18 protein-coding genes and 1 other RNA gene are annotated in these 25,489 nt (G+C 61.6%); 7 read left to right on the top strand and 12 right to left on the bottom strand.

The features are described 5' to 3' along the window. Nucleotides 1–25: 25 nt before the first annotated feature. From RAS12_RS14635 to wecB, 7 genes are read right to left on the bottom strand one after another with little or no spacing between them, the layout of a single operon-like run. Nucleotides 26–1,606, bottom strand: coding sequence for an MBOAT family O-acyltransferase (locus RAS12_RS14635; protein ID WP_306951125.1), 1,581 nt, complete (start codon nucleotides 1,604–1,606; stop codon nucleotides 26–28). Nucleotides 1,607–1,615: 9 nt separating this feature from the next. Further along, nucleotides 1,616–2,710 carry an alginate O-acetyltransferase AlgX-related protein gene (locus RAS12_RS14630; RefSeq protein WP_306951123.1) on the bottom strand — a complete coding sequence of 365 codons (1,095 nt, stop codon included), beginning with the start codon at nucleotides 2,708–2,710 and terminating at the stop codon, nucleotides 1,616–1,618. A 4-nt stretch (nucleotides 2,711–2,714) separates the two neighbouring features. Beyond that, nucleotides 2,715–3,704, bottom strand: a complete 990-nt coding sequence (locus tag RAS12_RS14625) for an alginate O-acetyltransferase AlgX-related protein (RefSeq protein WP_306951121.1) — start codon at nucleotides 3,702–3,704, stop codon at nucleotides 2,715–2,717. A 38-nt stretch (nucleotides 3,705–3,742) separates the two neighbouring features. Then, nucleotides 3,743–6,481 (bottom strand): NfrA family protein, encoded by a 2,739-nt coding sequence (locus tag RAS12_RS14620; RefSeq protein ID WP_306951118.1) that lies wholly within the window; start codon nucleotides 6,479–6,481, stop codon nucleotides 3,743–3,745. Continuing rightward, nucleotides 6,478–8,175, bottom strand: a complete 1,698-nt coding sequence (locus RAS12_RS14615; RefSeq protein WP_306951116.1) for a glycosyl transferase family protein — start codon at nucleotides 8,173–8,175, stop codon at nucleotides 6,478–6,480. The genes RAS12_RS14620 and RAS12_RS14615 overlap by 4 nt, the downstream gene beginning before the upstream one ends. Before the next feature lie 18 nt (nucleotides 8,176–8,193). Next, a complete protein-coding gene (locus RAS12_RS14610) occupies nucleotides 8,194–10,410 on the bottom strand; it encodes a cellulose biosynthesis cyclic di-GMP-binding regulatory protein BcsB (protein ID WP_306951114.1) in 2,217 nt (738 codons plus the stop codon). Nucleotides 10,411–10,445: 35 nt separating this feature from the next. Further along, a complete protein-coding gene (gene wecB / locus RAS12_RS14605; protein ID WP_306951112.1) occupies nucleotides 10,446–11,606 on the bottom strand; it encodes a non-hydrolyzing UDP-N-acetylglucosamine 2-epimerase in 1,161 nt (386 codons plus the stop codon). Between the two features lie 596 nt (nucleotides 11,607–12,202). Between wecB and RAS12_RS14600 the strand changes: the two genes are divergently transcribed. After that, nucleotides 12,203–12,466 carry a DUF5339 family protein gene (locus RAS12_RS14600; protein ID WP_306951110.1) on the top strand — a complete coding sequence of 88 codons (264 nt, stop codon included), beginning with the start codon at nucleotides 12,203–12,205 and terminating at the stop codon, nucleotides 12,464–12,466. Between the two features lie 177 nt (nucleotides 12,467–12,643). Here the strand turns inward: RAS12_RS14600 and ssrA are convergent. From ssrA to ompA, 5 genes are all read right to left on the bottom strand, one after another. Further along, nucleotides 12,644–13,033, bottom strand: a transfer-messenger RNA (tmRNA) gene (gene ssrA, locus RAS12_RS14595). Nucleotides 13,034–13,123: 90 nt separating this feature from the next. Continuing rightward, complete coding sequence (locus RAS12_RS14590; protein ID WP_306951107.1) at nucleotides 13,124–14,302, bottom strand: MFS transporter; 1,179 nt, start codon at nucleotides 14,300–14,302, stop codon at nucleotides 13,124–13,126. 372 nt (nucleotides 14,303–14,674) lie between these two features. Further along, nucleotides 14,675–15,349 carry an HAD-IA family hydrolase gene (locus tag RAS12_RS14585; protein ID WP_306951105.1) on the bottom strand — a complete coding sequence of 225 codons (675 nt, stop codon included), beginning with the start codon at nucleotides 15,347–15,349 and terminating at the stop codon, nucleotides 14,675–14,677. Then, nucleotides 15,346–16,074, bottom strand: coding sequence for a bifunctional 2-polyprenyl-6-hydroxyphenol methylase/3-demethylubiquinol 3-O-methyltransferase UbiG (gene ubiG / locus RAS12_RS14580; protein ID WP_306951103.1), 729 nt, complete (start codon nucleotides 16,072–16,074; stop codon nucleotides 15,346–15,348). Before ubiG ends, RAS12_RS14585 begins: the two co-directional genes overlap by 4 nt. A 157-nt stretch (nucleotides 16,075–16,231) precedes the next feature. Beyond that, nucleotides 16,232–16,813, bottom strand: coding sequence for an outer membrane protein OmpA (gene ompA / locus RAS12_RS14575; protein WP_006225153.1), 582 nt, complete (start codon nucleotides 16,811–16,813; stop codon nucleotides 16,232–16,234). Nucleotides 16,814–17,225: 412 nt separating this feature from the next. On the opposite strand from ompA, the gene gyrA reads away from it, so the two are divergent. From gyrA to aroA, 6 genes are read left to right on the top strand one after another with little or no spacing between them, the layout of a single operon-like run. Continuing rightward, entirely contained in the window at nucleotides 17,226–19,913 is a 2,688-nt protein-coding gene (gyrA, locus tag RAS12_RS14570) for a DNA gyrase subunit A (RefSeq protein ID WP_306951101.1), read from the top strand. Continuing rightward, nucleotides 19,913–21,043 (top strand): 3-phosphoserine/phosphohydroxythreonine transaminase, encoded by a 1,131-nt coding sequence (serC, locus tag RAS12_RS14565; RefSeq protein ID WP_306951099.1) that lies wholly within the window; start codon nucleotides 19,913–19,915, stop codon nucleotides 21,041–21,043. The genes gyrA and serC overlap by 1 nt, the downstream gene beginning before the upstream one ends. After that, entirely contained in the window at nucleotides 21,036–22,121 is a 1,086-nt protein-coding gene (gene pheA / locus RAS12_RS14560) for a prephenate dehydratase (RefSeq protein ID WP_306951096.1), read from the top strand. Before serC ends, pheA begins: the two co-directional genes overlap by 8 nt. A 9-nt stretch (nucleotides 22,122–22,130) precedes the next feature. Beyond that, nucleotides 22,131–23,252: a histidinol-phosphate transaminase gene (hisC, locus tag RAS12_RS14555; RefSeq protein WP_306951094.1), complete on the top strand. Its 1,122-nt coding sequence runs from the start codon at nucleotides 22,131–22,133 to the stop codon at nucleotides 23,250–23,252. Further along, nucleotides 23,249–24,151 (top strand): prephenate dehydrogenase, encoded by a 903-nt coding sequence (locus RAS12_RS14550; protein WP_306951092.1) that lies wholly within the window; start codon nucleotides 23,249–23,251, stop codon nucleotides 24,149–24,151. Before hisC ends, RAS12_RS14550 begins: the two co-directional genes overlap by 4 nt. Before the next feature lie 4 nt (nucleotides 24,152–24,155). After that, nucleotides 24,156–25,478 carry a 3-phosphoshikimate 1-carboxyvinyltransferase gene (aroA, locus tag RAS12_RS14545; protein WP_306951090.1) on the top strand — a complete coding sequence of 441 codons (1,323 nt, stop codon included), beginning with the start codon at nucleotides 24,156–24,158 and terminating at the stop codon, nucleotides 25,476–25,478. Nucleotides 25,479–25,489 lie beyond the last annotated feature (11 nt).

The raw sequence follows: 25,489 nt of genomic DNA, 5'->3' as shown, positions 1-25,489 counted from the left end.
GTCGTGCTCCTGGACCGCGCTGCGGTCAGAATTGGAAGTAGAGGAACCGGGTTTCCTTGTGCAGGTTTACCAGGCAAAGAAAGAGCAGCGCCAGCATAACAATCAGCCAGGCGGTGTTCGGGCGCCAGCGCATGAAGGCCTGCGGCGCTTCCTGCGGCTTGAACAGCGCGGGGGAATAGCGGCCCAGAATCTGGTGCGCATTCGGGGTGAACCAGGCAATCCCCAGCAACACTACCGCGTAGATCAGTTGCATGTGATGACCAACGATAACCCGCCAGGCATCGCCTATGGGCAGACCGCTGATGTGCGCTGACAGATCCAGCGATTCCATGCCGCGCCCGCCAATCATGCCTTGCATCAGCAGCATGGCGTCACCCACGCCATGCGCACGGAAAAACGCTTGTGCCACCAGTACGGCCACGAATGTCAGCAGGATGCAGAGGGCGCGTTTGATGGGGCCTGCCTTGCGCGCGGATGCGGGCTTGCGGCCCACGACAAAAATGCGCCAGGCGTGGTTCACCGACAGATACATGGCGTGCAGCAGGCCGAACACAATGAACTGGAAACCGGCGCCGTGCCACACGCCGGCCAACGTCATCGTGAACAGCGTGGGGAAGGCGATGCTGCTGATGAAGCCGCCGGCCGTGCTGATGCCCGCTGACCCCACCGGCAGATTGCGGTTGGTGCGCCACTTGGACACAGCCATCGCCACGGGGTAGTACAGATAGGCGGTAAGGTAGCGCGTCAGCGTCATGTGCCAACGGGCCCAGAACTCGATAATGTTGGTGGCTTTGTAGGGCGAATTGAAGTTCAGCGGGAAACGGATGCCAAACATCTTGGCCAGGCCCAGCGCCATGTCCGAATAGCCTGAAAAGTCAAAGTACAGCTGCAGCGCGTAGCACAGGCTTGCACCCCAGGAACCCCAGAACATCAGTTCGCCGGGCGCCGCGAAACCGGCGTCCGCATACGGCGCGATGCCATCGGCCAGCAACACCTTCTTGGCCAGCCCGATGACAAACAGCATGGCGCCGACAGACAGGTTTTCGGCTTTGAATCGATAGTTCTCGCTTTGCGCGAACTGCGGCATCATTTCCTTGTGATGCAGGATGGGGCCTGCGATCAAATGCGGAAAGAAGGTGACGAACAGCACATAACTGAGCAGGCTGCGTTCCTTCACGATGCCCGCGCGGCAATCCAGCAGATAACCGATCTGGGTAAACGTGAAAAACGAAATACCCAAGGGCAGGATGATGTCGTCCATCGTCGTGCTCGTCATTCCCAGGTCGGTCAGGAAATTGAGCAGCGTCGCAAAATACTTGTAGTGGAACAGCAGCGTCAGGTCCGCGCCCACGCCCAGCCCGACGATCAGGCCTTGCAGTTTGGGGCGGCCGGTGTTGTGCAGGATCAGCAGGCTGATCACATAATTGAATGCGATGGAACCCGCCAGCAGCGCCACGAATTGGGGATTCCACCAGCCATAGAACACCAGCGAGGTCAGGCACAACCACAGGGCGGCCAGACGCACGTTCAACGGCCCCAGTGCGTAGTAGACGGCCACCGTGACCGGCAGGAAGATCAGCAGGAACAGGTAAGAGTTAAATAGCATCTTGGTTCGCTACGGCAGGCGGGCCAGCACGGACTTTTCGTCCTGGGTCAGCGGCAGGGACAGGGCATTTTCCGAGAACTCCCAGATCAGCAGCTTCAAACTCTTGGGCCATTGTTCGCGCTGATTCAGCGCGACCAGCAAGGCCCCGGAAAATTGGCCGCCATCCAGACTCATGTTCCAGACTTCCCGGCCCAGTCCTATGCCCAGTCTTTCGCCGAAATTGCTGCGGCGGCCGTTGGAGGTGCCCGCGAGCAGCACTTCTACCGGGGGCGCTTCGTCCAGCAGTCCGCCGCTGCGTATGGGTTCGATGTTCTGTGGACGCACGCTGTCCAGTTCAGGCCGCCAGCCCGGCCGTGCATGTTCCAGTCCGGACAGGACGATCAGGTCGCCCATGCGAGGCTGCGCAGGCCCGGGCTCTTCTGTCTTGAAGGCTTGCTGGCCGCGGCCTTGCAGCAAAGGCAGGGCTGCGTCGGCCACTCGCTGGGCTGCGGCTTGCGCGCCTTGCGCGTTCATATGCACGTCGGTGCGGAAAAATCGCGGCGCGGGAGCGGCAAGCAATGCGTCACGCACATCGACGAATGGCACGCCTTCTGCCTGCAAAGCGGCTTGCCAGGCATCCAGCGTCTGACGCATCGGAATCGACACGGGCAGGCCGCAGAGATGGTCGGATTCAATGCGGGATTTGTCGGGGACGGCAACGACCAGCACCTGAACCTGTTTTTTGCGCAGTTCGTCCACCCAATACCGCATCAGTCGCAGGCGCTCGTTAAAGACATGGACGCCAGGTTGGGGCCGCAGGCCATCGCGGTAGAACAGCCACTGCGGGCAGCCCAGCGCCACTTGGTCGCCCAGGTCGCCCAGAGTGCGGTAACGCAAGGCGGCATTCCACGTATCCAATTCCGCCTGCCGCGGCATGTGCATGGCTTTGTTCAACGCGCCCCCCGCCGTGCCGTCGGCCCACGCCTGCGGCGAGACTTGTTCGGCGCTGATCCGGGCGTCTATCAGGCACCAGACGCCCCAGCCCAGGCCAACCGCCAGCAGCAGTGCGACGACGATAGCGCCCAGCTTGTGACTGGGCGGATCTGCTTTGTCCGAGGATTCCACGGGTTTACTTGCCTATGGCTGCTTTCATGCGGCTGCGCCACGCGTCGGCGCTCATGATGGACGCGTTATCCCACAGGCCCTTGGCGTCCGGTCCTTGTGCATAGGTTGGTTCAAACATCTGCCACACCAGCACTTGCGGCTTGTTCTGCTTGAACGCTGGCGACTCCAGATATTCCAGCAGCATGATCCATTGACCAACATTGCCTGGCTTCCAGTTGACCGAGACGGGCCGGTCCAGCACGTTGGACAGCTTTTGCGGGAAGCCGAAATACGGCTGCACCATGCTGTGGCCGGTGACGTGCACGGGGGCAGGGGCGTCATCCAGCAGGTTTTGGTTGTCTGCCTGCCGGCGTACGACGAAGGTCTCGCGGCCTGCCTGCTTGCGCTGGTCAGGCGTTAGAAACAGTTCGGCCAGGTCGCCGTACCGGCGTTCATTGACGACGCTGCCTAACGGCATGCCGCTACCCGGCTTGCCCGCCAGGGTCTTTACGTCCTGCTTGATCTGCTGGGCCAGCGCTTCGGCGGTGGCATCAGCGGCTGCCTGCGTCCAGTGCTGGTCGGTGCGGTAAAAGACATCCTGGCCGGCGTCCTTCACGCGCTTGAGCACGGCTTCGTCGTCAAAGGTAGATACGCCCGCCTGCTTGAGCTTTTCTTGGATGGTCTGATAGCGCTTCTTCACGTCGGCGCTGAGCGCCTTGCCGTCGGGCAGCTTGTCCTGATAGAAAAGCGTTTTGTCCGGAAGCACCAGAACTTCCAGTTGGACGCCTTTGGCTGCCAGCGCGTCGCGGGTTTCGCGGATCAGTTGGGTAGAAGCGTCGATGCCGCGCGTGTCCACTTGGGTCAGGCTGCCCCAGCCCGGAAAGAGCCAGTTGTCTTTGCCTTGAATAACAATGGACGATGCCTCTTGGGCGTAAGCCGTGGCGCCAGCGAAGGCCAGCACGGCAGCGGATAAGCCGCCGGCCAGGCGGCGGGAAAAGCGGGATGTGAGTGGCATGAGTGCGGGCTCCTTGGTCGGTGCGTATCGGCGCGTCGTCAGTACGACAAGGTCAGGTTGATGAACAGGCCCCGGGCGCGGTCAGCCGCGCCTCCGCCGATGTTGAAACGGTATTGCGTGGTCAGGTCCATGTATGACCGTGGCGCGTTGTAGTGATCTTCGCGAAACCAGTAGCGCACATTCACGCCCGGGCCTGCGCCCATGGACCACGACGAGCCGTTACCCAGCAGGTTGTAGGAATCGCTGCCGGCGATGGTCATGCCAGATACGCGGTTGCGGTTTGATAACCAGTCTCCGCCAATCACGGCATACGGGAACAGCACGAGCCGGTCGCTGATGGCATCCATGCGGTAACTGCGGCCAATGCGCAGTTCGCCCGCGCCAAACGCCTGGTCGCGCTTGAGTTTGCCCGACGACTTTTCGCCGTCCACGCCGGTGGTATTGTCACGCAGCCAGAATTTCGCCGGCATGTCCTGCCACGAATAACCGGCCTGCACATAACCTTCCATCGTGAACCAGTCGGGACGGTCGATGCGCAGCGTCGTGCCCTCGTACATGCCATAGGTGACGTACGCCAGCCAGCCGCCGCTGCCGGCGTTGGTTTCGTAGTGTGCGGTTTGGTTGTCGCGGTTCAGGGCGCAACGCAGTGCCGACGGGTCCGGACTGAACGTGCCGCGTCGGGTGGCCGTGCCCAGATTGAATTGCCGTTCCAGCCCGAACGTCAGGCCGACTTCGGTGGACGGCGTGAACCGCATGCCCAGCGCGCCCACGGTGGTGGGCACGCCAGCGATGCCCTGGTTGCTGGTTTCGCTGACGTCGATAACGCCGTTGCCGCAGGGATCGGACACGGTCTGGCCCGTGGTCTTGCCACCCTTGTCATACAGGGTGTTGGACAGACGGCCATACAGCTCGAAGGTCTGCGTGGACGAATTCAGGAAATCGGAAGGCCGCCAGAAGATTTCCGTTGTGCTGAAAACGGCGTCGCCCGGGACCGTAATGGCTGCGCCACCCAGCCCTGCGGACGCGGGCCGCGCGCCACGATAGCCCGCCGACACATAGCCGCCCCATTCGCGATCCAGGCCGGCAATGCCGCTACGGGTGTCAAAGCGCTGTTGCGGTGTCAGTTCCAGCTTGCCTGCGTCGGCCTCGTCAATGGCTTCTTTCAGCTTGTCGACGGCGCCGCGTTTGTCGCCAACGCCCGCCAGCGCGTATCCCTCGTCCATGATCGCGGTGGGCGGCGCTTTGCCCGTGGCCCGGGCGGCCTGAAAATCTTGCAGCGCAAGCTTGGGCTGCTTCATGCGCTGGTGCAGATAGCCTCGCTGCATCAGCAGCGTGGGATCGTCGGGTTGGGCAGTCAGCGCTTCGCTCAAGCGCTTGTCGGCTTCGGCCAACTGCGCGGCATTGCCCGCTGCCAGGGTCGTGGTCAGCAAGCGCTGCAGCTCTTTATTCGTGGGGTCTTGCTCGGCGGCCTTGCGCGCTTGGGCGATGGCTTCAGGATAGTCTTCGCGCGCATAAGCGGCGTAGGCCAGTGATGCCGGGCCGCCGCTGCCTGCGGCGTCGGACGGCAGCAGCTCGCATGACGTGCCATAAGGCGTGTCGCGGCAATCCTGCACGGGGGCGGGATAGTTGGCGAGAGTCAGCGTAGACGGAACAGAGGGTGCAGACCGCGCTCGCTTGACGCGGGCCTGTGCCGCGTCGTCCTTGGCGCCCAGCGGTTGCAGCAGGGCCAGGGCGCGCGCGGTTTCGCCAGCGGCCAGCGACGCGTCGGTGGCAATCAGGCGGATGTTGCGCCGCTGGTCATCGTCCAGCCAGTCTTGCTTTAAGGCTGCATCGAAATCCGCATTCGCCAGGTCTGTCTTGCCCTGCCGCTGGCGCAGATAGGCCCGCATCACCAGTGCAACGGTGTTCTCGTCATCCTGCTTCATTGCGTCGGTAGCGGCGTCCTCCGCGGCCTGCAACTGGTTGTCCAGCATCAGGGCGGTCATCAGCAACAGGCGATGGCTGGCGGTGTCGGGGGCCAAGGCAACCGCCTGTCGTGCCAGCGGCACGGCATCCCCCGGCCGGTTCGCGATCAATGCTTGATAACCCTGCTCGGCAGGCTTGATTGCCATGCGCCGCTTCAACGTCTGGCGGCGTGCCGTCAGGTCGTTCTTGTTGGGCGCGCCCAAGGTTATTGCCTTGTCGGCAGCAGCCTCGGCTTCGGCAAACAGGTTCTGGGCTTCCAGCGCATCGAGCCACAACATGGCCCAGGCGCCTTGTTTCGGATCGATGCGGAAAGCCTGTTCCGCCCCACGGGCCGCTGCGGCATAGTCGGCGCGGTTGTAGTCAGCGTATGCGCGCGTGGCGATGGGGAATCCGCGCCGATAGGCCGCCGTGGTGGCGGGTCCGCTGGCGGCGCCTGCGGCCGGACGCGTGGTCTGGGGGCGCAGATTCGCTCGTGCCTGGCGCAGCGCCGGCGTGTCCAGTCCATTCTTGATGGCATTGGCAGCGGCCTGGTCGGCTTCTTTCAGCTTGCCTTGTTTTTGCAGCGAATAAATCAGGAGCAGATGCAGGCGCTCCACATCGGGACGCAGGGCGATGGCCGATTCCGCCTCGCGCTGCGCCAGCGCGTAGTTGCCCGCGTCGTAGTTTTTATAGCCGTCGTTGGCAAACTGCCAGGCGGCGCCTTCCAGCGGCGCTTGTTCCGCACTCGCCGGGGTTTGCGCGGTAGCCGGCAGGGGGGCCCAAGCGCACGCCAGGGCGGCGGACAGAATGAGCGAACGGGTCAGGAGCGTCATGTCGTAGCGGGTTTATCTTCTGCGTGCGGCGGCCGGCTATCTGCCTGTCCCGCCTGTTGAAAATCGATGGCTTCAGTGAGCGTGCGTTCGTCCAGCCATCCTTGCTCCATCAGGATCTTGCCTAATGGTTTTTTCTCGCGCGCCTGGATTTCCAGCGCCTGCGCCAGCGTCGCCTGGTCGATCGCCTGCCAGGACAACAGCAGTTCACCCAGGCGCTGGCGTTGCTGCGACAGCTGATCGGTGGTGGGGAAGTCATGCATCGTCTTGTCCCAGGCCAGGCGCCGGCCGGTGATCAGATGCATGATGAACAAGCGCCAGGCACGGGCCGCGGCCATCGCATTGATGAAATTGCCGACGATCATTCGGGGTATCGACAACAGGGCATGCTCCCAGCCATACATGCGGCCGACGAAGTACGAGCGCTGCACCACGCGCAGCAGCAGTGCAACGGCGTTGATCCACATCAGCGTGACGAGCCAGCCGCCGGGCTTGAAGTACGACGGGTAATACACCGTCCACCAGCCAAATTTATCAGCCAGGAAGAATATAAAGAAGTTGGCCAGCAGCACGTAAGCCAGGATCGCAATGAAGGACGTGATCAAGCCCTTGCGGTCGCGAAACAGCAAGTACCGGGTCGCGAGTGACCCTGTCCAGCCCACCTGCTGCCAGCCTTGCAGACCGATCCCCAACGTCCAGCGCGCCTTCTGCCGATACGCGGTGCGAAAGGTGTTGGGAAAATATTCGCGTACGCCCAAGGGCATTCGGATCGTCGAGATTTTCTCTGGACCCAGGCCGAACCATGAGCGGCGGCGCGTCACATATTCCACCCGGAACTTGCCGAAAATCTGCTTCATGCCGCGCTGGGCCAGACGCGCGCCGATGTCGTAATCCTCGGTCAGCGTGTCGGTGTTGAACGGCTGGTTGTTCGTTTCCGCCGCCAGCACTTCCAGCGCGTGACGCGAGAAGCAGGTGCCCACGCCAGCGGATGGAACCATCTTGGACAGGCTTTCGCGCACGACCAGATCTTTGGTGTGCCATTCCGCGAATTCATCCATATAGGTGCCAGCGACCAATTCATACCAGTGGCGCTCCAATGACGTGACAGGCAGCTGGATGAAGTCAATGCGGGGCAGCAGATAGTTGTAGTACTTCAGTTCAAGCGGGTGCAGCACGTCTTCGCTGTCATGCAGAATGACGCCGGCAAACGGCACCGGCTGTTTTTCGTTCTGCGCAAAGATGGCTTGCACGATCCAATTCAGGCAGTCCGCCTTGCATGTCGGCCCATCGTGCGGCACCTCCACGCGAACCAGTTGGCGATAGCGCCGCCGCATGCGCTCCACTTCGTCGATCGTGCGCTGGTCATTCTGGTAGGTGCCAGCAAAGATCATGTAATTCTTGTATTCAAGCGTCGACACCATCGTCTCAAGCATCGACGAAATCACGTCGTACTCAAGCCAGGCGGGCACCATGATGGCCAGTGGCTGCTCTTCTTTCGCGCGCAATTGTTCCGCAGACAGCGCGACGTAGCGGCGCTTGATCGTCAGCGACCGCCGCAGTTCGCGCAGCCAGTACCAACCGTCGATGAACAGATCATCCAGACTCGACAGCAGGATGATCACGCCCACGACGGCGGTCACGATTTCCAGCCCGCGGTAGTAATCCGCGATGAAATAGGGCCAGTAAAGCGAGGACATGGTGCTTAATCCTCCGGGTTACTTGGTGTCCTTGTTCTTTCTGCGGTTCACGCGCAAGGCCACGATCAGAATCAGGATCAGCACGAGCATGCCAATGCTGATGGCGGGGACGCTCCACGAGATATAGCGGCGCCATTCAAAGAAGGCGCTCTCGCCCGCGCCGGGAGGATGGCTGGCGTCAGGATTGGCGCTGTCAATCCACGCCAATGGACCTGCCGCGCCGATGATGGCGACGTTGCCACGGTTCAGCACGAATGGCGCATCCAGCGTGGCTGGATGCTCGCCCAAGGTGTGCCACAGCAAACCGTCCTGGCCCCCGGCACTGACGACTTCGGCAGTGCTCAGATGGTCTAGGCCGGTGACGTCCAGCCAGGCCGTGTCCTTGCCGGCCACGCGCAACTGCTTGCGGTCGGTGACTTGCACCAACGGCTTGGCTCCGTCCACCGCGACTTCCATCGCCAGGAATGGCCGGTTAGGTTTGACGGCTTGTCCGGCGGGCGTTACGGCCAGCTCGGCGCGGGTTGCCGATACGCCGCTTGCCGAGGCGATGCCGATCACACGCTTGATATTGTCGGGCGCATCCGCCAGATAGGTATCGGGAATGATCAGTTGGGGGGTGCTGGCAAGCAGCGGCAGCAGGCCCACAAAGGTGCCATCGGGTTGCGCCTTGCCCGGCTTGACGTAGCTGGTCGGCAGGACATTCACCGGGTAACCCTGGGGAATTTCATTGCAATCGACGGAGACCGGCTGACGCTGGAACGTGACGCGCACGGCATTGGTGACACCCAGCGCATACCCAGGCACGCGCGCCGTCAGCCGCTCAGGCTTGCCCGTGGCATCCAATTGCTTGGCGGCCAGCAGAATGCCGTTCCAGAACACCGAGGCCACGGGTCGCGTGGTCGATGCGCCGGGCGCCGCGGCCAGATCCATTACGAGCTCATCCGGCATCTGACCGTCGGCCGATACGGATGCCAGCGGGAATGTCGTGTTCCAGTCGCCGCGCGCAACGACGTCAAAGCTGTCGGCCGTCCCGCCCAACGTGGTCAGCCGCAAGCCGCCGTCCAGGAAGGTCTGCGGCGGCATCGCTGCTTTTACGTTGACCTGACGCGTGACCAAAATGCGGCGCCACGCCGTATCAAAGGCCCCTGCGCCTTGAGCGCCCGCATCCGCAGCCACGGCGATCACCGCCTGGCGGCCCAAAGACACCAAGCGGATATCCTTGGACGGCACGTCCGCATTTGCCAGAGGCATGCGCTGTTGGCGCCAGGCCTTGAAGGCGTCGGCGGCATCGGTATCTGCCGCCAATTGCGCTTTCAAGGCATCCAGCGCTTCGTTGTATTTGGCGCGCAGCGATGCGTCGGAGATCACCACGTCTCCGGTCACGGCGGGGGCGCCCATCACCAGCAGCGCGCCGATTTCCGCGGGGCTGGCCAGCTTGTGTTTTTCGCTATTCGACAGTGCCGCAAACGCGGGGATCTGGCCCAGGCCCGGGGGCACTTGCAGTCCGCGTGTGTCAACCTCGTCGCCTACCGACGGAAAGCCCTTGACCGCAACCCGCTTGCCGGTGCGCTCCATGGCCACACCGATGCGCCAAGCGCTGTCGAAAGCTTGCTGATCCAGCTTGGCGCCCGCCACCATCAACACGGGCCTGCCGGGCAGCGTGCCCCAGGCGTCATCCAGGTTGCCAATGGCCGATGCGTCATAGCGGTACGACAGCCGCGTTTGCGGAGATATGGTCAGCGCGTTGGCCGTGGCGCGATTGCTCTCACAATGCCGCAGCGCGATTTCCGACTGCCAATCCACCCCCAACCGCAGAAATCCCGTAGCGCGGTTGCGCTGTTCGACATTCAGCGTGCGGGCCACGGAGCCGTCGCCATCGGCGATGCGTTGCGCCGCTTGTGGCACCCCGTCCACCCACAGCACCATGCTGGTCCGGCCCGGTTCGCCCTTGGTGTACTTGGCGTCGAAGTTCAGGGTCGCATCGGAGATGGGCACGCCCCGAGGTACCGGCAGATAGAACTCCTGGCGTGCATCGCTACTGCTCAACACGACAGGTTCCGTGATGCCCAGATCTTGCAGCGTGGTGTTGCGTGTTACCCAGTCGTCGCCTTGCAAGTGCCGTAGCGCATCGCCAGCAGGACTGGCCATAACGCCCATCGGGAGCAGCAGGCCGGCGGCCATCAGGGCGCGGCACAACGTGCGGGCAACGGGCGAATAGGGGGAGGGGTGGGGCATGGGGGCTCCGGGCAGGGGATACATTGCGGGGGGCATCAGGCGGGCGAAGGGGACGCTGATCCGTAGGGATCGAATTCCGACACAGCGCGGCCGCACAGCGTGTCCACGATGCGCAGGCTGGCGCGGCCATCGCCGTAAGGATTGATGCGCCGCGAAAAGGACTGGTGGAGACCTGGGTCGTCCAACAAACGATTCACTTCAATGGTGATGCGCTGCGTATCGGTGCCAACGAGCGCCACCGTCCCTGCGCGCACGGCTTCCGGGCGCTCAGTGACATCGCGCATCACCAGCACGGGCTTGCCCAGATAGGGCGCTTCTTCCTGCACCCCGCCTGAATCGGTCAGAATCAAATACGCACGCTGCATGAACCAGACAAAGTCCAGGTAATCCAGCGGATCAATCAGATGTACGTTGGGCAAACCGGCCAGCTCGGTCATCACCACATTGCGCACTTGCGGGTTCAGATGCACGGGATACACGATCTGCAAGTCGTCGCGTCGCGCCAAGGTGGCAAGCGCCGCGCAAATGTTCTTGAAGCCGTCGCCAAAGCTCTCGCGCCGATGGCCGGTCACCAGCAGCAATCGCCGCGATGTATCCAGCCAGTCGTATCGCGCATCCAATTGGCGTGCGAGCGCACTGCCGGGCTCGAGTTTCGCGCAGGTCATCGCCAGCGCGTCGATCACCGTATTGCCGGTCACCGTAATCTGGCCAGCCAGATTTTCACGCATAAGATTGGCGCGCGATTCCGATGTCGGAGCGAACAGCCAATCGCCGACAGCATCCACCACGCGGCGGTTCATTTCTTCGGGAAACGGCATGGCCAGATTGCCAGTACGCAATCCTGCCTCGACATGGCCGATCCGTACACGCCGATGAAACGACGCGAGCGCGCAAGCAGAAGCGGTGCTGGTATCGCCGTGCACCAGGACGCAATCGGGCTGCTCGGCTTCCAGAACGCCGTCCACCCGGCTGATCAGCCGGGCGTACAGACCATTCAATGTCTGGTTCGGCACCATGATGTCCAGGTCGTGCTGTGCATTCAGGTCGAACAGCGCCAATACCTGATCCAGCATTTCCCGATGTTGCCCCGTCACGCAGACCACGCTTTGAATCTGCGGGTCGCGCTGCAGCGCATGGACCAAAGGCGCCATTTTGATGGCTTCAGGACGGGTCCCGAATATGGAAAGGACTTTCATCGCAAGAGTGACCTCACAGACGCAGTTGGCAATCCCTGCATCAATTATGTCTTGAAAGTATTCGTAATATGTGACGGATTATTTCGCGCCCACTTAATGTAGGGGACATATCCGGTGAATGGCGTTTTTGGGGATCTGTTTTGGCCCATTTTTCCTATAGAGAAAATTAGGGCCGGGTATTAGCAGACGCGCTGCTAAGGCGTGTGCAACACGCCACATACGCAGTTACTTTTAGATTCGTTTGGCTAGTCGCTGCGTCACAACACAATACCGAAACGATAACTCGTTACCGAGGGCTTGATGAGCGCGGATGAGTCAAGCATTGCAAAGATGGAAGCCAAATGCGCAATACGCCTTCAAGCAGGCCGCGCAAGCAAAAAAATATCCCACGTCGCTGACGTTGAGCGTTGCCCTGTCCGTACAAGGCTTCAGTCTTGGATCTTGTATGGGGGACTCTGGCATCCCGCGGCCGTACACATGCTCTTCAGAATATTCCCACGCTTCGTTGTGAAATTTCGCGAGCCCCGCCGCTGCTGAGAAACGAATACTGCTTCCTCCCCACCTTAAACATTTCGTTCCTACGCGAGCATCCCCTCATGAAAAAAATCCTGGCTGCCTTGGCCCTGACTTGCCTCTCCACTGCCACTTTTGCGGCTGACCTGGCGCCCTCTTGTGTGGAGTACTTCAAGCAAATCGATACCTTCCTTGGTTCGAACCCGCAGGCAGAAGCTCTGAAGCCGCAATATGACGCCATGAAAAAACAGATGGCGGATATGCCAGTCGCGACTCAAGATGCTGCATGCAAACAAGCAGCAGACGCAATGAAGCAAGCACTGGCAAACGCACCGGTCCAGAAGTAGCGCTTTCGCTAGTGGGCAGGACTGCATCGGCGAAAACGGTGCATCCTGGCTACGGGCCTTGCGTGAGGTACACCTCAAAAGTGGGACCTGGCGGGCCATCCCACCTAAAACAGCCCGAAAAAAAAGGCCAACTTTAAAAGTTGGCCTTTTGTAAGTGCTTGATAGCACTAGAGAATTTGGTGGAGCCGGGGGGAATTGAACCCCCGTCCGCAAGCCCTCTGCAATCAGTTCTACATGCGTAGTCGATTTATTTAGTTTTAACTTTGGACTTAGCCAACCGACAGGCCGGACCAAAGCGATTCACGTAATTTAAATCTGAGCCGTGTGACCCCAGCGCAGACCGATTCCTTGTGAATGTCACTGCTGCGGTTCGAGGGTTACCCCCCTAGGAAGTTGCCTTCCTCCGCCTGACCCAAGGACAGATCAGTGCAGCGGCTCACCGCTTAAGCGGCGAGAGCGAAACGCTCGTCGTTGGCGTTTGTAGTGTTTCCAGTGGTTTAACGAGCGAACTGGTGCTCGGCATGCCCTGAGTTGTTTCGCGACCCACGTCGAATCCGGATCGGCCCCAAGAACTTCTATTGTACTGGGAAACGCCATAGCCTGCTGCGGTGTTCGCGCGCGCCTCTTCAGGCGTGGCGCGGCGGACACACGCAGGGGTCAGGCGGCGCTGGCGCAGGCAGTTTTGGTCTGCTGGCGCGGCCGCGTTGCGGCCATTAGCAGGAAGGCCAAGGCAACCGAAACCGCCACAATTACGGCTGCGGCCAAGCCCAGCGACGCCAATCCGTAGTTGTCGATGACATGACCGCCAACCACCGCACCTACGCCGATACCGATATTGGCGCCTGAAATGTTCAGCGAGGCGGCAAATGCGGGCGCTTCCGGGGCCGCCTTCATCAGTCGCACGTGGCAAACAATGAATAGCGCGGCTTGCGCAATGCCCCAGATTCCCAACGCTACAGCCAGCAAACCATGGGATTGCATCACGGGCGCCACGAAGGCCAGTCCCGCTGCCATCAACGACGAGAACAGGGCAGTCGCGCCCAGCGGGCTGCGGTCGACCATGCGGCCGCCCAGCGTGTTGCCGATCAGTCCCACGGCGCCAAAGGCCATCATGGTCCAGCCAACAATCTGGCCGTTAAAACCGGCCAAGCGTTCCAGCATGTCCGCCAGATAGGTATACGCGGTGAACATGCCGGTAAAGACCAGCAGGGACAGCATCACATGACCCAGCACGATCGGATTGCGCAGGATACGCAGTTGCGTAACCAGTTTGACGCTGTTGGCGCGGATACGGGTGCTTGGAAAGGTGATCAGCAGCAGCAGAGCTTTCGCGAAGGCCACGCCCGATAGAACCCAGAAGGCGGCGCGCCACCCGAAAGCGTCCGAGATCAATACGCCAATGGGAATGCCGAACACGGTGGCTGCAACGATGCCGAAGGCGACCATGGAGATGGCGCGGCCCGCACGCGCCGGCCCGACTAGTTCCACGGCGGTGGCGCTGGCCAGCGACCAAAACACGGGCAGAGCCAGTGCCGGAACAAAGCGTGCAATCGCCATGACCCAGATGTTCGGCGCCATCGCTGCCACGGCATTGGACACGCCGAACAGCAGCAAAACGCCAATGAACAGGCGCTTGCGCTCGATATTGGCCATCAGTGCGGTCAATAGAGGCCCGGTTGCGGCTACGGTGAACGCGAAGAGCGACACCAGCAAGCCAGCCTGGGACACGGTGACATGCAGGTCGCGGGCCAAGCCGGGCAGCAAGCCGACGATCAGGAATTCGGTCGTCAAGATGGTAAAGCCAGCGGCGGAAAGTAACAGGATGGGCAAAAGCATAGGCATTCCTCTGGCGCGATGCCGATTGGGGCGGCGCGCGGGGGTAGGGCGTTGTAGTCGGACTAAAAGGTCAGAGGTGCGCGGTCACAAAACCGGACACAGTGCGCGAGGGTGGCTGGCCATCAGCGCGGAGATCAGTTGCGAAAACGAATGTTTCGGAACGCCGGCATCAGCCGGAACGGCAATCGGGAGGCACCCGAGTGCCGTGCATGAGTGACACTTTAAGGGACTTTGGAATCAGGATAAAGATCCTGAATCCGGATAGATTGTTCGGCGTGCTTAACTAATATGCTCGAACAATCGCAACCCAACAGCTGAGTCTTGATGTTGGGTTGCGCGGCAGAACCGCAGTAGCGGTCCGCCGCAAGCTGGTCAGCGCAGATCGCGGGGCAGCAGCGGCTGGATAGCGGACCAGAGTTCTGCTGGCGTGTTGGCGCAAGTTTCCGCTTCCCACGAGCCGATATTGTCTTCTTCGCCCACATAACCGTAGGCCGCAGCCACGGCGGGCATGCCGGCGGCGTGTGCCGCCTGGATGTCGCGCAGATCATCGCCGACGTACACGCAACGGTCCACGGAGAATCCCGCTTCGCGCGCAGCATGTTGCAGCGGTAGCGGATGCGGTTTGGCGTGGGCGGTTGTGTCGCCGCAGACCAGCACAGCGCTGTCACGCGTCAGATCCAGGAACTCGACGATCGGCAGCGTCAGGTAGGTGACCTTGTTCGTGACGATGCCCCATGACATGCCACGGCGGCGGATGTCAGCCAACAATTCCTCGATGCCAGGGAACAATTTGCTGTGAACGGTGGAGTTCGCCGCGTAGTCTTCCAGGAACTGCAGGCGAGTGGGCTCGTAGTCAGGGTCGCCTGGCTTCAAATCCAGGGCAACGCGCAGCAGCCCGCGAGCGCCTTGGGATGCCACGGGGCGCAGCGCCTCATAGGGCATCGGCTCCAGGCCGCGTCGGGTGCGCTGATGATTGGCGGCTGCGGCCAAATCGGGGGCGGTGTCGGCCAAGGTGCCGTCGAAGTCGAACAGGATCAGTGCGCTCATTTACGGGTAGCCATCAGGTAGTTGACCGAGGTGTCGGACGACAGCGTGTAGATCTGGGTAATGGGGTTGTATTCCATGCCGCGCATGCTTACGGCCTGCAAACCCGCGCCGCGGACAGCCGCGGACAGTTCGCTGGGTTTGATGAATTGGTCGTAGCTGTGCGTGCCACGGGGCAGCAGACGCAACACATATTCAGCGCCAACAATCGCGAACAGGAACGCTTTGGCGTTGCGGTTCAGCGTTGAAAAGAACACCCAGCCCCCCGGCTTGACCAGCGTCGAGCAGGCTCGGACGATCGAGGCGGGATCTGGTACGTGTTCCAGCATTTCCATGCAGGTCACGACGTCATATTGGCCGGGTTGCTCGGCGGCCAGGTCCTCGACGGGCACCTTGCGGTACTCAACCTTTACTCCCGATTCCAGGCCGTGAAGGCGCGCCACCTTCAGAGATTTGTCGGCCAGGTCGATGCCGGTCACATCCGCGCCGCCGCGGGCCATGGCTTCTGACAGGATGCCCCCGCCGCAACCCACATCCAGGACTTTCTTGCCAGCCAGGCTGCCCGCGCATTCCTGAATCCATTCCAACCGCAGCGGATTGATGGCGTGCAGGGGTTTGAACTCGCTTTCGGGGTCCCACCAGCGGCTGGCCAGAGCGCTGAACTTGTCGAGTTCAGCCTGATCTGCATTGACGGCAGGGCGGGTGGAGTCGTGAATTTGCGTGGTCATGGGCGGTCCAGCGAAAAGCGACGCTATATATAGAGGGGCCGACGCGCAGGGCGCGAAGGAAACACGCCATTGCACCATACTGGTGCCGGGCGGAGAAATTGGGGACGAAAAAAAGGGCCCCGCTATGCGAGGCCCTTTATTGTAGCTAGTCCGGCAATTACTTGCGGCTACCCACGATTTCGATTTCAACGCGACGGTTTTGGGCACGGCCCTCTTTCGTCTTGTTGGAAGCGATCGGGTTCGACTCGCCCTTGCCTTCCGTATAAATACGGTTGGGGTCGATACCCTTGCTGACCAGATAGGTCTTGACCGAAGCGGCGCGGCGCTCGGACAGCTTCTGGTTGTAGGCGTCAGTACCGATCGAGTCGGTGTGGCCAACAGCAATGATGGTTTCCAGCTCGATACCGCGAGCTTGCTGGGCGACTTGGTCCAGCAGCTGACGACCTTCGGGCTTCAGGGTCGACTTGTCGAAGTCGAAGAACGTGTCAGCATTGAACACGACCTTTGCCGCCATCGGGGCCGGCTTCGCCTTCTGTTGTGCAACCGGGACACCGTCGCAACCGGGGATACCGGTAGCAGGGGTCCAGAAAGCATCGCGCCAGCACAGTTCGTTCGTGCCGTTTTTCCAAACGTTACCGAACGGGTTGCGCCAGTTGTCCACGGTTTGCGCGGAAGCTACACCAGAGGCCGTGACGGCGGCGAAGGCGAGCGCCAGAGCGAATTTGGAGGGTTTGTTCATGTTTCTCCTCGTTGAGCTTGAAGCTGGATAAGTGACTCGCAGCGAACCCCCGCCGCATATCAGGAAAACGGGGCCAGTATAGCAACGCCAAGAGCTGGTTCAAAGGAATAGCTACTGGGTTTCCTGCGTGCTGGAAACAATCTTAAGGCATTTGGGGGGCTTTGGCTTCCTTGGACAGCCGCATTAACGCTGGATATGGCGTTTTCGGCGCTCCATCGGTTTTCCATGTTGGTTTTTGACAACAGGCCCGTGGGGTGCGCCCAGACTGGCGGACCTGCCGGGCAGGCATTGTCAGGTCTTGCCGCCGATTGGCTTGTTGCGGGGCGGGTCCAGACCGCTCCCCAAATCGAATGATAGAATTTCCTGTTTACCCGGCCCGGGTTCCTCCTTACACGATTCTGTCGTTATATATATGGATTCCTTTGCCAAGGAGACGCTTCCGGTTTCGCTGGAAGAAGAGATGCGCCGCAGTTACCTCGATTACGCGATGAGCGTGATCGTTGGGCGGGCGCTACCGGATGTGCGAGATGGGCTTAAGCCCGTCCACCGGCGCGTGCTCTACGCGATGCACGAGCTGAACAACGACTGGAACCGCGCTTACAAGAAGTCGGCGCGTATCGTCGGGGACGTCATCGGTAAGTACCACCCCCACGGCGACCAGTCTGTTTATGACACCATCGTTCGCATGGCGCAGGACTTCTCCATGCGCTACATGCTCGTAGACGGACAGGGTAACTTCGGCTCGATCGACGGCGATAACGCCGCGGCGATGCGTTACACCGAAATCCGTCTAGCCAAGATTGCCCACGAACTGCTGGCCGATATCGACCAGGAGACGGTGGACTTCGGCCCGAACTACGACGGCAGCGAACAAGAACCGCTGCTGTTGCCCTCGCGCCTGCCCAACCTGCTGGTCAACGGCAGCTCGGGCATTGCGGTGGGCATGGCCACCAATATTCCGCCCCACAATCTTCAAGAAGTGGTGGACGGCTGCCTGTATTGCCTGCGCAATCCTGCTTGCACGATTGACGAGCTCATCGAGATCATCCCGGCCCCCGATTTTCCGACCGGTGGCATCATCTACGGTATGTCCGGAGTGCGGGAAGGCTATCGCACCGGCCGCGGCCGCGTCATCATGCGCGCCAAGACCCACTTCGAAGACATGGAAAAGGGCAACCGCCAAGCCATCGTCATCGACGCGATTCCCTATCAGGTCAATAAGAAGACCTTGCAGGAACGTATTGCCGAGCTCGTCAACGACAAGAAGATCGAAGGCATCTCCGATATTCGCGACGAGTCCGACAAGGACGGCATGCGTCTGGTCATTGAGCTCAAGCGCGGCGAGGTTCCCGAGGTTGTGCTGAACAACCTGTACAAGAACACGCAGCTGCAAGACACCTTCGGGATGAACCTGGTGGCACTGGTCGACGGCCAGCCCCGCCTGCTCAACCTGAAGCAGATGATCGACTACTTCCTGCAGCATCGCCGGGAAGTGGTTACGCGCCGCACGGTGTTCCAGCTGCGCAAGGCCCGCGAACGCGGCCATGTGCTGGAAGGCCTGGCCGTTGCTTTGGCCAACATCGACGATTTCATCACCATCATCAAGGCCGCGCCGACGCCTCCCGTCGCGCGTCAGGAATTGATGGCGAAGTCGTGGGATTCGTCGCTGGTGCGCGAAATGCTGTCGCGCGCCGATGGCGATACGCCGGGAGGCCGCACGGCCTTCCGTCCGGACGACCTGGATGCCGAATTCGGCCTTCAAGGCGACGGCATGTATCGCTTGAGCGACACGCAGGCTCAGGAAATCCTGAACATGCGTCTGCAACGCCTGACCGGGCTGGAGCAGGACAAGATCGTTGGCGAATACAAGGACATCATGTCCACCATCGCCGACCTGCTCGACATCCTGGCACGCCCCGAGCGCATCACGACGATCATCAGCGACGAGCTGCAAGCCATCAAGGCCGAATTCTCGACCAGCGCGAAGGACTCGCGCCGTTCGGAAATCGAGATGAACGCGACCGAGCTCGATACCGAAGATCTGATTACACCGACCGATATGGTTGTGACCTTGTCGCACGGTGGCTACATCAAGAGCCAGCCCTTGTCCGAGTACCGTTCGCAAAAGCGCGGCGGACGCGGCAAGCAAGCGACGGCGATGAAGGAAAACGACTGGATCGATCAGTTGTTCATCGCCAATACGCACGACTTCCTGCTGTGCTTCTCGAACCGTGGCCGTGTTTACTGGCTGAAGGTCTGGGAAGTGCCTCAAGGCACGCGCAATTCGCGTGGCAAGCCCATCGTCAACATGTTCCCGCTGGCTGACGGCGAGAAGGTCACGGTGGTGCTGCCGGTCAAGGAATTCAGCGAAGATCATTTCGTCTTCATGGCGACGTCGCGCGGCACGGTCAAGAAGACCCCGCTGTCCGACTTCTCCAACCCGCGCAAGGCCGGCATCATTGCTGTTGACCTTGATGATGGCGACTACCTGATCGGTGCAGACCTGACCGACGGCAAGCATGACGTCATGCTGTTCTCGGACTCCGGCAAGGCAGTTCGCTTCGACGAAAACGATGTGCGTCCGATGGGCCGCAATGCCCGCGGCGTGCGCGGCATGATGCTCGAAGAAACGCAGACCGTCATTGCGCTGCTGGTGGCTGGGGACGAAACGCAGACTGTGCTGACCGCCACTGAAAATGGCTACGGCAAGCGCACCCCGATCGCCGAGTACACGCGCCATGGCCGTGGCACGAAGGGCATGATCGCTATCCAGACCAGCTCGCGTAACGGCAAGGTGGTGGGCGCGGTGCTGGTCAACCCGACTGACGAAATCATGCTGATCACCACTGGCGGCGTTCTGGTGCGTACCCGTGTCGCGGAAATCCGCGAAATGGGCCGCGCAACCCAAGGCGTCACGCTGATCAACGTTGACGACGGCAGCACGCTGTCCGGCGTTCGTCGCGTGGTGGAAAGTGATGCTGACGACGACGGCGAACTGGACGAAGACGGCCAGGACGACGGCGGTCAGGACGGCAGCAGCAGCGACAGCAATGGCGCAGCAGCGGATTCGACGGACTCGACGGAACCTACGGAGCAATAATGGCCCGCCCCTGGAACTTCTCGGCAGGCCCCTCGGCCTTGCCCGAGGTGGTGCTGCAGCAAGCTGCTGCAGAAATGCTGGACTGGCACGGCAGCGGTATGTCCGTGATGGAAATGAGCCATCGCGGCAAGCATTTCGTGCAGATCTGCGACGAAGCAGAATCGGATCTGCGCGAGCTGCTGGGCTTGCCGGCGGATTACGCCATCATGTTCATGCAAGGCGGAGGTTCCGGGGAGAACGCCATTGTTCCCATGAATCTCATGGGACGCCGCGGCTCGCCGGCTGCCGACTTCGTCGTGACGGGCCATTGGTCCAAGCGTTCGTACAAGGAAGCCGGCCGTTACGGCAGCGCACATGTGGCTGCAAGCAGCGAGCAAGCTGTCCAGCTGGATGGGCGCGAGCAGGGGCCGTTGACCTGGGTGCCGCCGGTTGATACCTGGCAGGTGCGCAAGGAATCGGCTTATCTGCATCTTTGCAGCAATGAAACCATCGGTGGCGTCGAGTTCATGGATTGGCCCGACACCGCGGCGCTGGGCGCGCCCGATGTGCCGCTGGTCATTGATGCGTCTTCACATTTTCTGTCGCGTCCGATGGACGTGACGCGCTGCGGCATGATGTATGCCGGCGCGCAGAAGAATGCGGGCCCGGCGGGCGTGACCATGGTCATCGCGCGCCGCGACCTGATCGGCCACGCATTGCCGATCTGCCCGTCTGCCTTTGATTACGCCAACGTGGCGGCAGAACACTCCCGCTACAACACGCCGCCGACGTTTGCGATCTACGTCGCGGGGTTGGTGTTCAAGTGGGTGAAGGCCAACGGCGGCGTCGCAGGCATGGAAGCCGCCAACAAGGCCAAGGCCGATCTGCTGTACGGCTTTCTGGACAGTAGCAGCTTCTATCGCAATCCCATTCACGCACCCGTGCGCTCGCGCATGAACGTGCCGTTTGTGTTGCGCGACGAATCGCTTAACGACGCTTTCCTGCAGGGCGCCGATGCGGCAGGCCTGACGCAGTTGAAAGGCCACAAGAGCGTGGGCGGAATGCGCGCCTCTATTTATAACGCCGTGCCCCTGGCTGGGGTGTCGGCGCTGGTCGAGTACCTGAAGGAATTCGAGCGCCGTTATGGATGAAGATCTGCAGCGTAAGCTGCGCCCCTTGCGCGAACGCATCGACGCGTTGGACTCGCAGATTCTGGATTTGCTGTCGCAGCGCGCGCGCGCCGCGCTTGAAGTTGGTGAAGCCAAGCACGCTGCTCAGGCAGATGGTCCGGTGCTGCGCCCTGAGCGCGAAGCCGAAGTCATCCGCCGTTTGCAGCAGTCGAATCCCGGACCATTCCCGAACGCGGGGGTGGCGTCAGTGTGGACTGAAATCATCTCGGCCTGCCGGGGACTGGAGCGCGGCATGACCGTTGCGTACCTGGGGCCGCAGGGTTCTTTTTCGGAACAGGCTGCGCTGGAGCATTTTGGCCATGCCGTGCAGAAACTGCCTTGCGCCTCGTTTGACGAAGTGTTCCGTGCAGTGGAAGCGGGGCAGGCGGATGTTGGCATGGTGCCGGTGGAAAACTCCACCGAAGGCGCTGTCAACCGCAGCCTGGATCTGCTGCTGAACACGCCGCTGACGATTCTGGGCGAGCGTTCGCTCGTCATCCGTCATTGCTTGATGTCGCAATCGGGCGGCATGGACGGCATCAAGACCATTTCGGCGCATCCGCAGGCTTTGGCCCAGTGCCAGGGCTGGTTGACGCGCAACTACCCGGATCTGGAACGCGTTGCCGCATCCAGCAATTCCGAGGCTGCGCGCGCCGCTGCGGGAGATTCCAGCATCGCCGCGATTGCTGGCGAAGTTGCCGCTCCGGCCTGGAATCTTCAGGTGGTCGCAGCCGGCATCCAAGACGATCCGCATAATCGCACCCGCTTTTTGGCCATCGGCAATATCCAGCCGCTGGTCAGCGGCAAGGACAAGACCAGCCTGATCCTGGCTGTTCCCAACCGTGCCGGCGCTGTCTACGAAATGCTGGCGCCGCTGGCGGACAACGGTGTGTCGATGACGCGCTTTGAGTCGCGTCCGGCCCGCACCGGGCAGTGGGAATACTACTTTTACGTTGACGTGCTGGGCCATCGCAATGACCCGAACGTTGAGCGCGCCCTTGCCGCGTTGCAGGCGCAGGTTGCTTATCTGAAGGTGCTGGGTTCCTACCCCGCCCCGTGAGACTACACAATGACCACCGCATCCAAGCCCCTCGTTGCCCCTGAGCACGTCAGCGCCATTGCGCCGTATCAGGCAGGTAAGCCCATTGAAGAACTGGCCCGCGAGTTCGGGCTGGATCCGGCGGGTATCGTCAAGCTGGCCTCGAATGAGAACCCGCTGGGCATGCCCAAGTCGGCGCGTGCAGCGATGTTGGCCGCAGCGGATTCGCTGGCGCGCTATCCCGATCCTAATGGTTTTGACCTGAAGGCGGCGCTGGCGGAACGCTATGGCGTGCCGATGAACTGGATCACTCTGGGTAACGGTTCTAACGACATCCTGGAAATCGCGGCGCTGGCGCTGTTGCAACCCGGCGTATCGGCCGTGTATGCCCAGCATTCGTTCGCGGTTTACCGGTTGGCGACGCAGGCGCGCGGCGCGCGCCACATCGTGGTGCCGGCGAAGGACTACGGCCATGACCTGGACGCGATGTTCGACGCCATTGCTGACGACACCCGCCTGGTGTTCATTGCCAACCCGAACAACCCGACTGGCACGTTCGTGCCGGGCGACAAGATCGCCGCCTTCCTGGAGCGCGTCCAGGCGGCTCATGGCGACCGTGTCACGGTTGTGCTGGACGAGGCCTACAACGAGTACCTGGGTCCTGAGTTCCGCTTTGACAGCACCGCGCTTGCGCGCCGCTATTCAAACCTGATCATTTCGCGCACGTTCTCCAAAGCCTATGGGCTGGCGGGTTTGCGCGTGGGATTCTCGGTGGCGCAGCCTGTGCTGACCGATTTGCTGAACCGCGTGCGTCAGCCGTTTAACGTCAACACGCTGGCGCAAGCCGCCGCGATTGCCGCGCTGAACGACGCCGCCTATCTGCAAGAAGCGTATGCGTCGAACAAATCGGGCAAGGAACAGCTTTGCGCTGCGTTCGACCGGCTGGCGCTGCGCTATGTGCCCAGCTATGGCAACTTCGTGCTGGTGCATGTCGGCGATGCGCCGCGCATCAATCTGGAATTGCTAAAGCGTGGCGTGATCGTGCGCCCGGTTGCGGGTGATGGTCTGCCTGAATGGTTGCGCGTGTCGATCGGCCTGCCGGAAGAAAACGCCCGATTCATTGATGCCCTGACCGCTATTCTGACCGCATGAACGACGCGTTACCTTCTTCAGATCAGGGGGCCGCTGGCCCCCTGATTCCTGTATTGGCTGTTGTTGGCGTGGGCTTGATTGGCGGATCTTTTGCCGCCGCCTTGCGGCGAGCGGGGCAGGTCGGCCGCGTGTTGGGGGTAGGGCGCAACGCGTCGTCCCTGGCGCGTGCGGTAGAGCTGGGCTTGATCGACGAGGCGGTTAGCGCCGAAGAGGCCGCTGCGCGCGCAGACCTGGTTCTGCTGTCTACGCCCGTTGGCGGATTGAAAAATGTGTTGGCGCGGATGCGCGGGCATTTGGGTGTAAGCACGGTGCTGACCGATGCGGGCAGCACCAAGGCCGAAGTGGTCGTTGCCGCACGCGAGGCGCTGGCCGAGCAGGCCGGACGCTTTGTGCCCGGTCATCCGATCGCGGGCGCCGAGCGCACGGGGCCGGAGGCAGCCGATGCAGAGCTATACCGCAACCGCAACGTCATCCTGACGCCTTTGTCCGAAAACAGCGAGACGTCGATCGATCTGGTGCGCCGCGCCTGGCAGGCCTGCGGGGCGTTCGTGATCAATATGGACGCCGATGCGCATGACCGGGTGCTGGCCTCGGTAAGCCATTTGCCGCATCTGGTGTCTGCCGTTTATATGGAACAAGTGGCCACTGCCGCTGATGCCCGTACGCGCCTGGACTTGGCCGGCAGTGGTTTTCGTGATTTCACGCGCATTGCGGCGGGCTCGCCGGAGATGTGGCGCGATATCTTTTTATCTAATCGCGACGCGATGCTGGCGGAGCTTGCCGATGTGCGCGCCGTGCTGGATCGTGCCGAACGCGCTATCGCCGATGGCGATGAGACGGCCTTGCTGACGCTGCTGGATACCGCAGCCCAGGCGCGCCGCAACTGGCGCAAGGAGTAAAGACATGAGTGCTTTGCCTTATCTGGACCTGCCGCGTGTGCGGCATGCGCAGGGCGTGATGGCGCTGCCGGGTTCCAAGAGCATTTCGAACCGCGTATTGCTGCTGGCTGCGATCGCCGAGGGCAGCACGGTCATCACGGGCTTGCTGGATTCCGATGACACGCGCGTCATGCTGGGCGCTTTGCGCCAGTTGGGCGTGCAGGTGTCAGACCTTGATGCGGGCCGCGTCACGGTGGACGGCGTAAGCCGTTTTCCGGTGGAAAGCGCAGATCTGTTCATGGGTAACGCCGGTACGGCGATCCGTCCGTTGACTGCCGCGCTGGCCTTGATGGGCGGCGATTACCGTTTGTCGGGCGTGCCGCGCATGCACGAACGTCCTATAGGCGACTTGGCCGACGCCCTGAATGCGATGGGTGCGCGAATCGATTATCTGGGCCAGCCCGGCTATCCGCCCCTGCATATCGGTCGCGGCGAGATCGCCGTGGATGCCGTGACCCGCGTGCAGGGTTCCGTGTCCAGCCAGTTTCTGACTGCCTTGCTTTTGGCCGCACCCCTGCAAGCCGGCCGCAGCGGCAAACCCGTCACGATCGAAGTGGTTGGCGAGTTGATTTCCAAGCCTTACATCGAAATCACGCTGAATCTCATGGCGCGTTTTGGTGTGCAAGTGCGGCGCGACGGCTGGAGCCGCTTCGTGATTGAAGGCGGGGCGGGTTACCGCAGCCCGGGCCAGATCGCGGTCGAAGGGGATGCCTCCACGGCCTCCTACTTCTTGGCGCTGGGCGCAATTGGCGGCGGTCCGCTGCGCGTCACTGGCGTGGGCGCGGACAGCATCCAGGGTGACGTGGCCTTTGCCGGCACCTTGGAACAGATGGGCGCCAAAGTGACCTATGGGCCTGATTGGATCGAAGTGTCGGGCATCCAGGTCGCGCAAGGCGAACGGTTAAAAGCCTTCGATACCGATTTCAATTTGATCCCCGACGCCGCCATGACCGCTGCCGCGCTGGCCCTTTACGCCGATGGTCCGTGCCGTCTGCGCAACATCGGCAGTTGGCGCGTAAAGGAAACCGACCGCATCCACGCCATGCAGACCGAGCTTGAAAAGCTGGGCGCGCAAGTGGAATCGGGGCCGGATTGGCTTTTGGTGACGCCTCCGGCACAGGATGCCTGGCGTGATGCGCATATCGGCACCTGGGACGACCATCGCATGGCGATGTGTTTCTCGCTGGCGGCCTTCGGCCCGGCCGCAGTGCGTATTTTGGAACCGGGTTGCGTCAGCAAGACGTTCCCGGGTTACTTTGATGTCTACGCAAGCCTGGTATCGGCCTAGCGAAAACCCGA

Source organism: Achromobacter seleniivolatilans (assembly GCF_030864005.1).
Taxonomy (GTDB): Bacteria; Pseudomonadota; Gammaproteobacteria; order Burkholderiales; family Burkholderiaceae_B; genus Achromobacter; species Achromobacter seleniivolatilans.
This window is presented reverse-complemented; position numbering and strand designations above follow the sequence as displayed.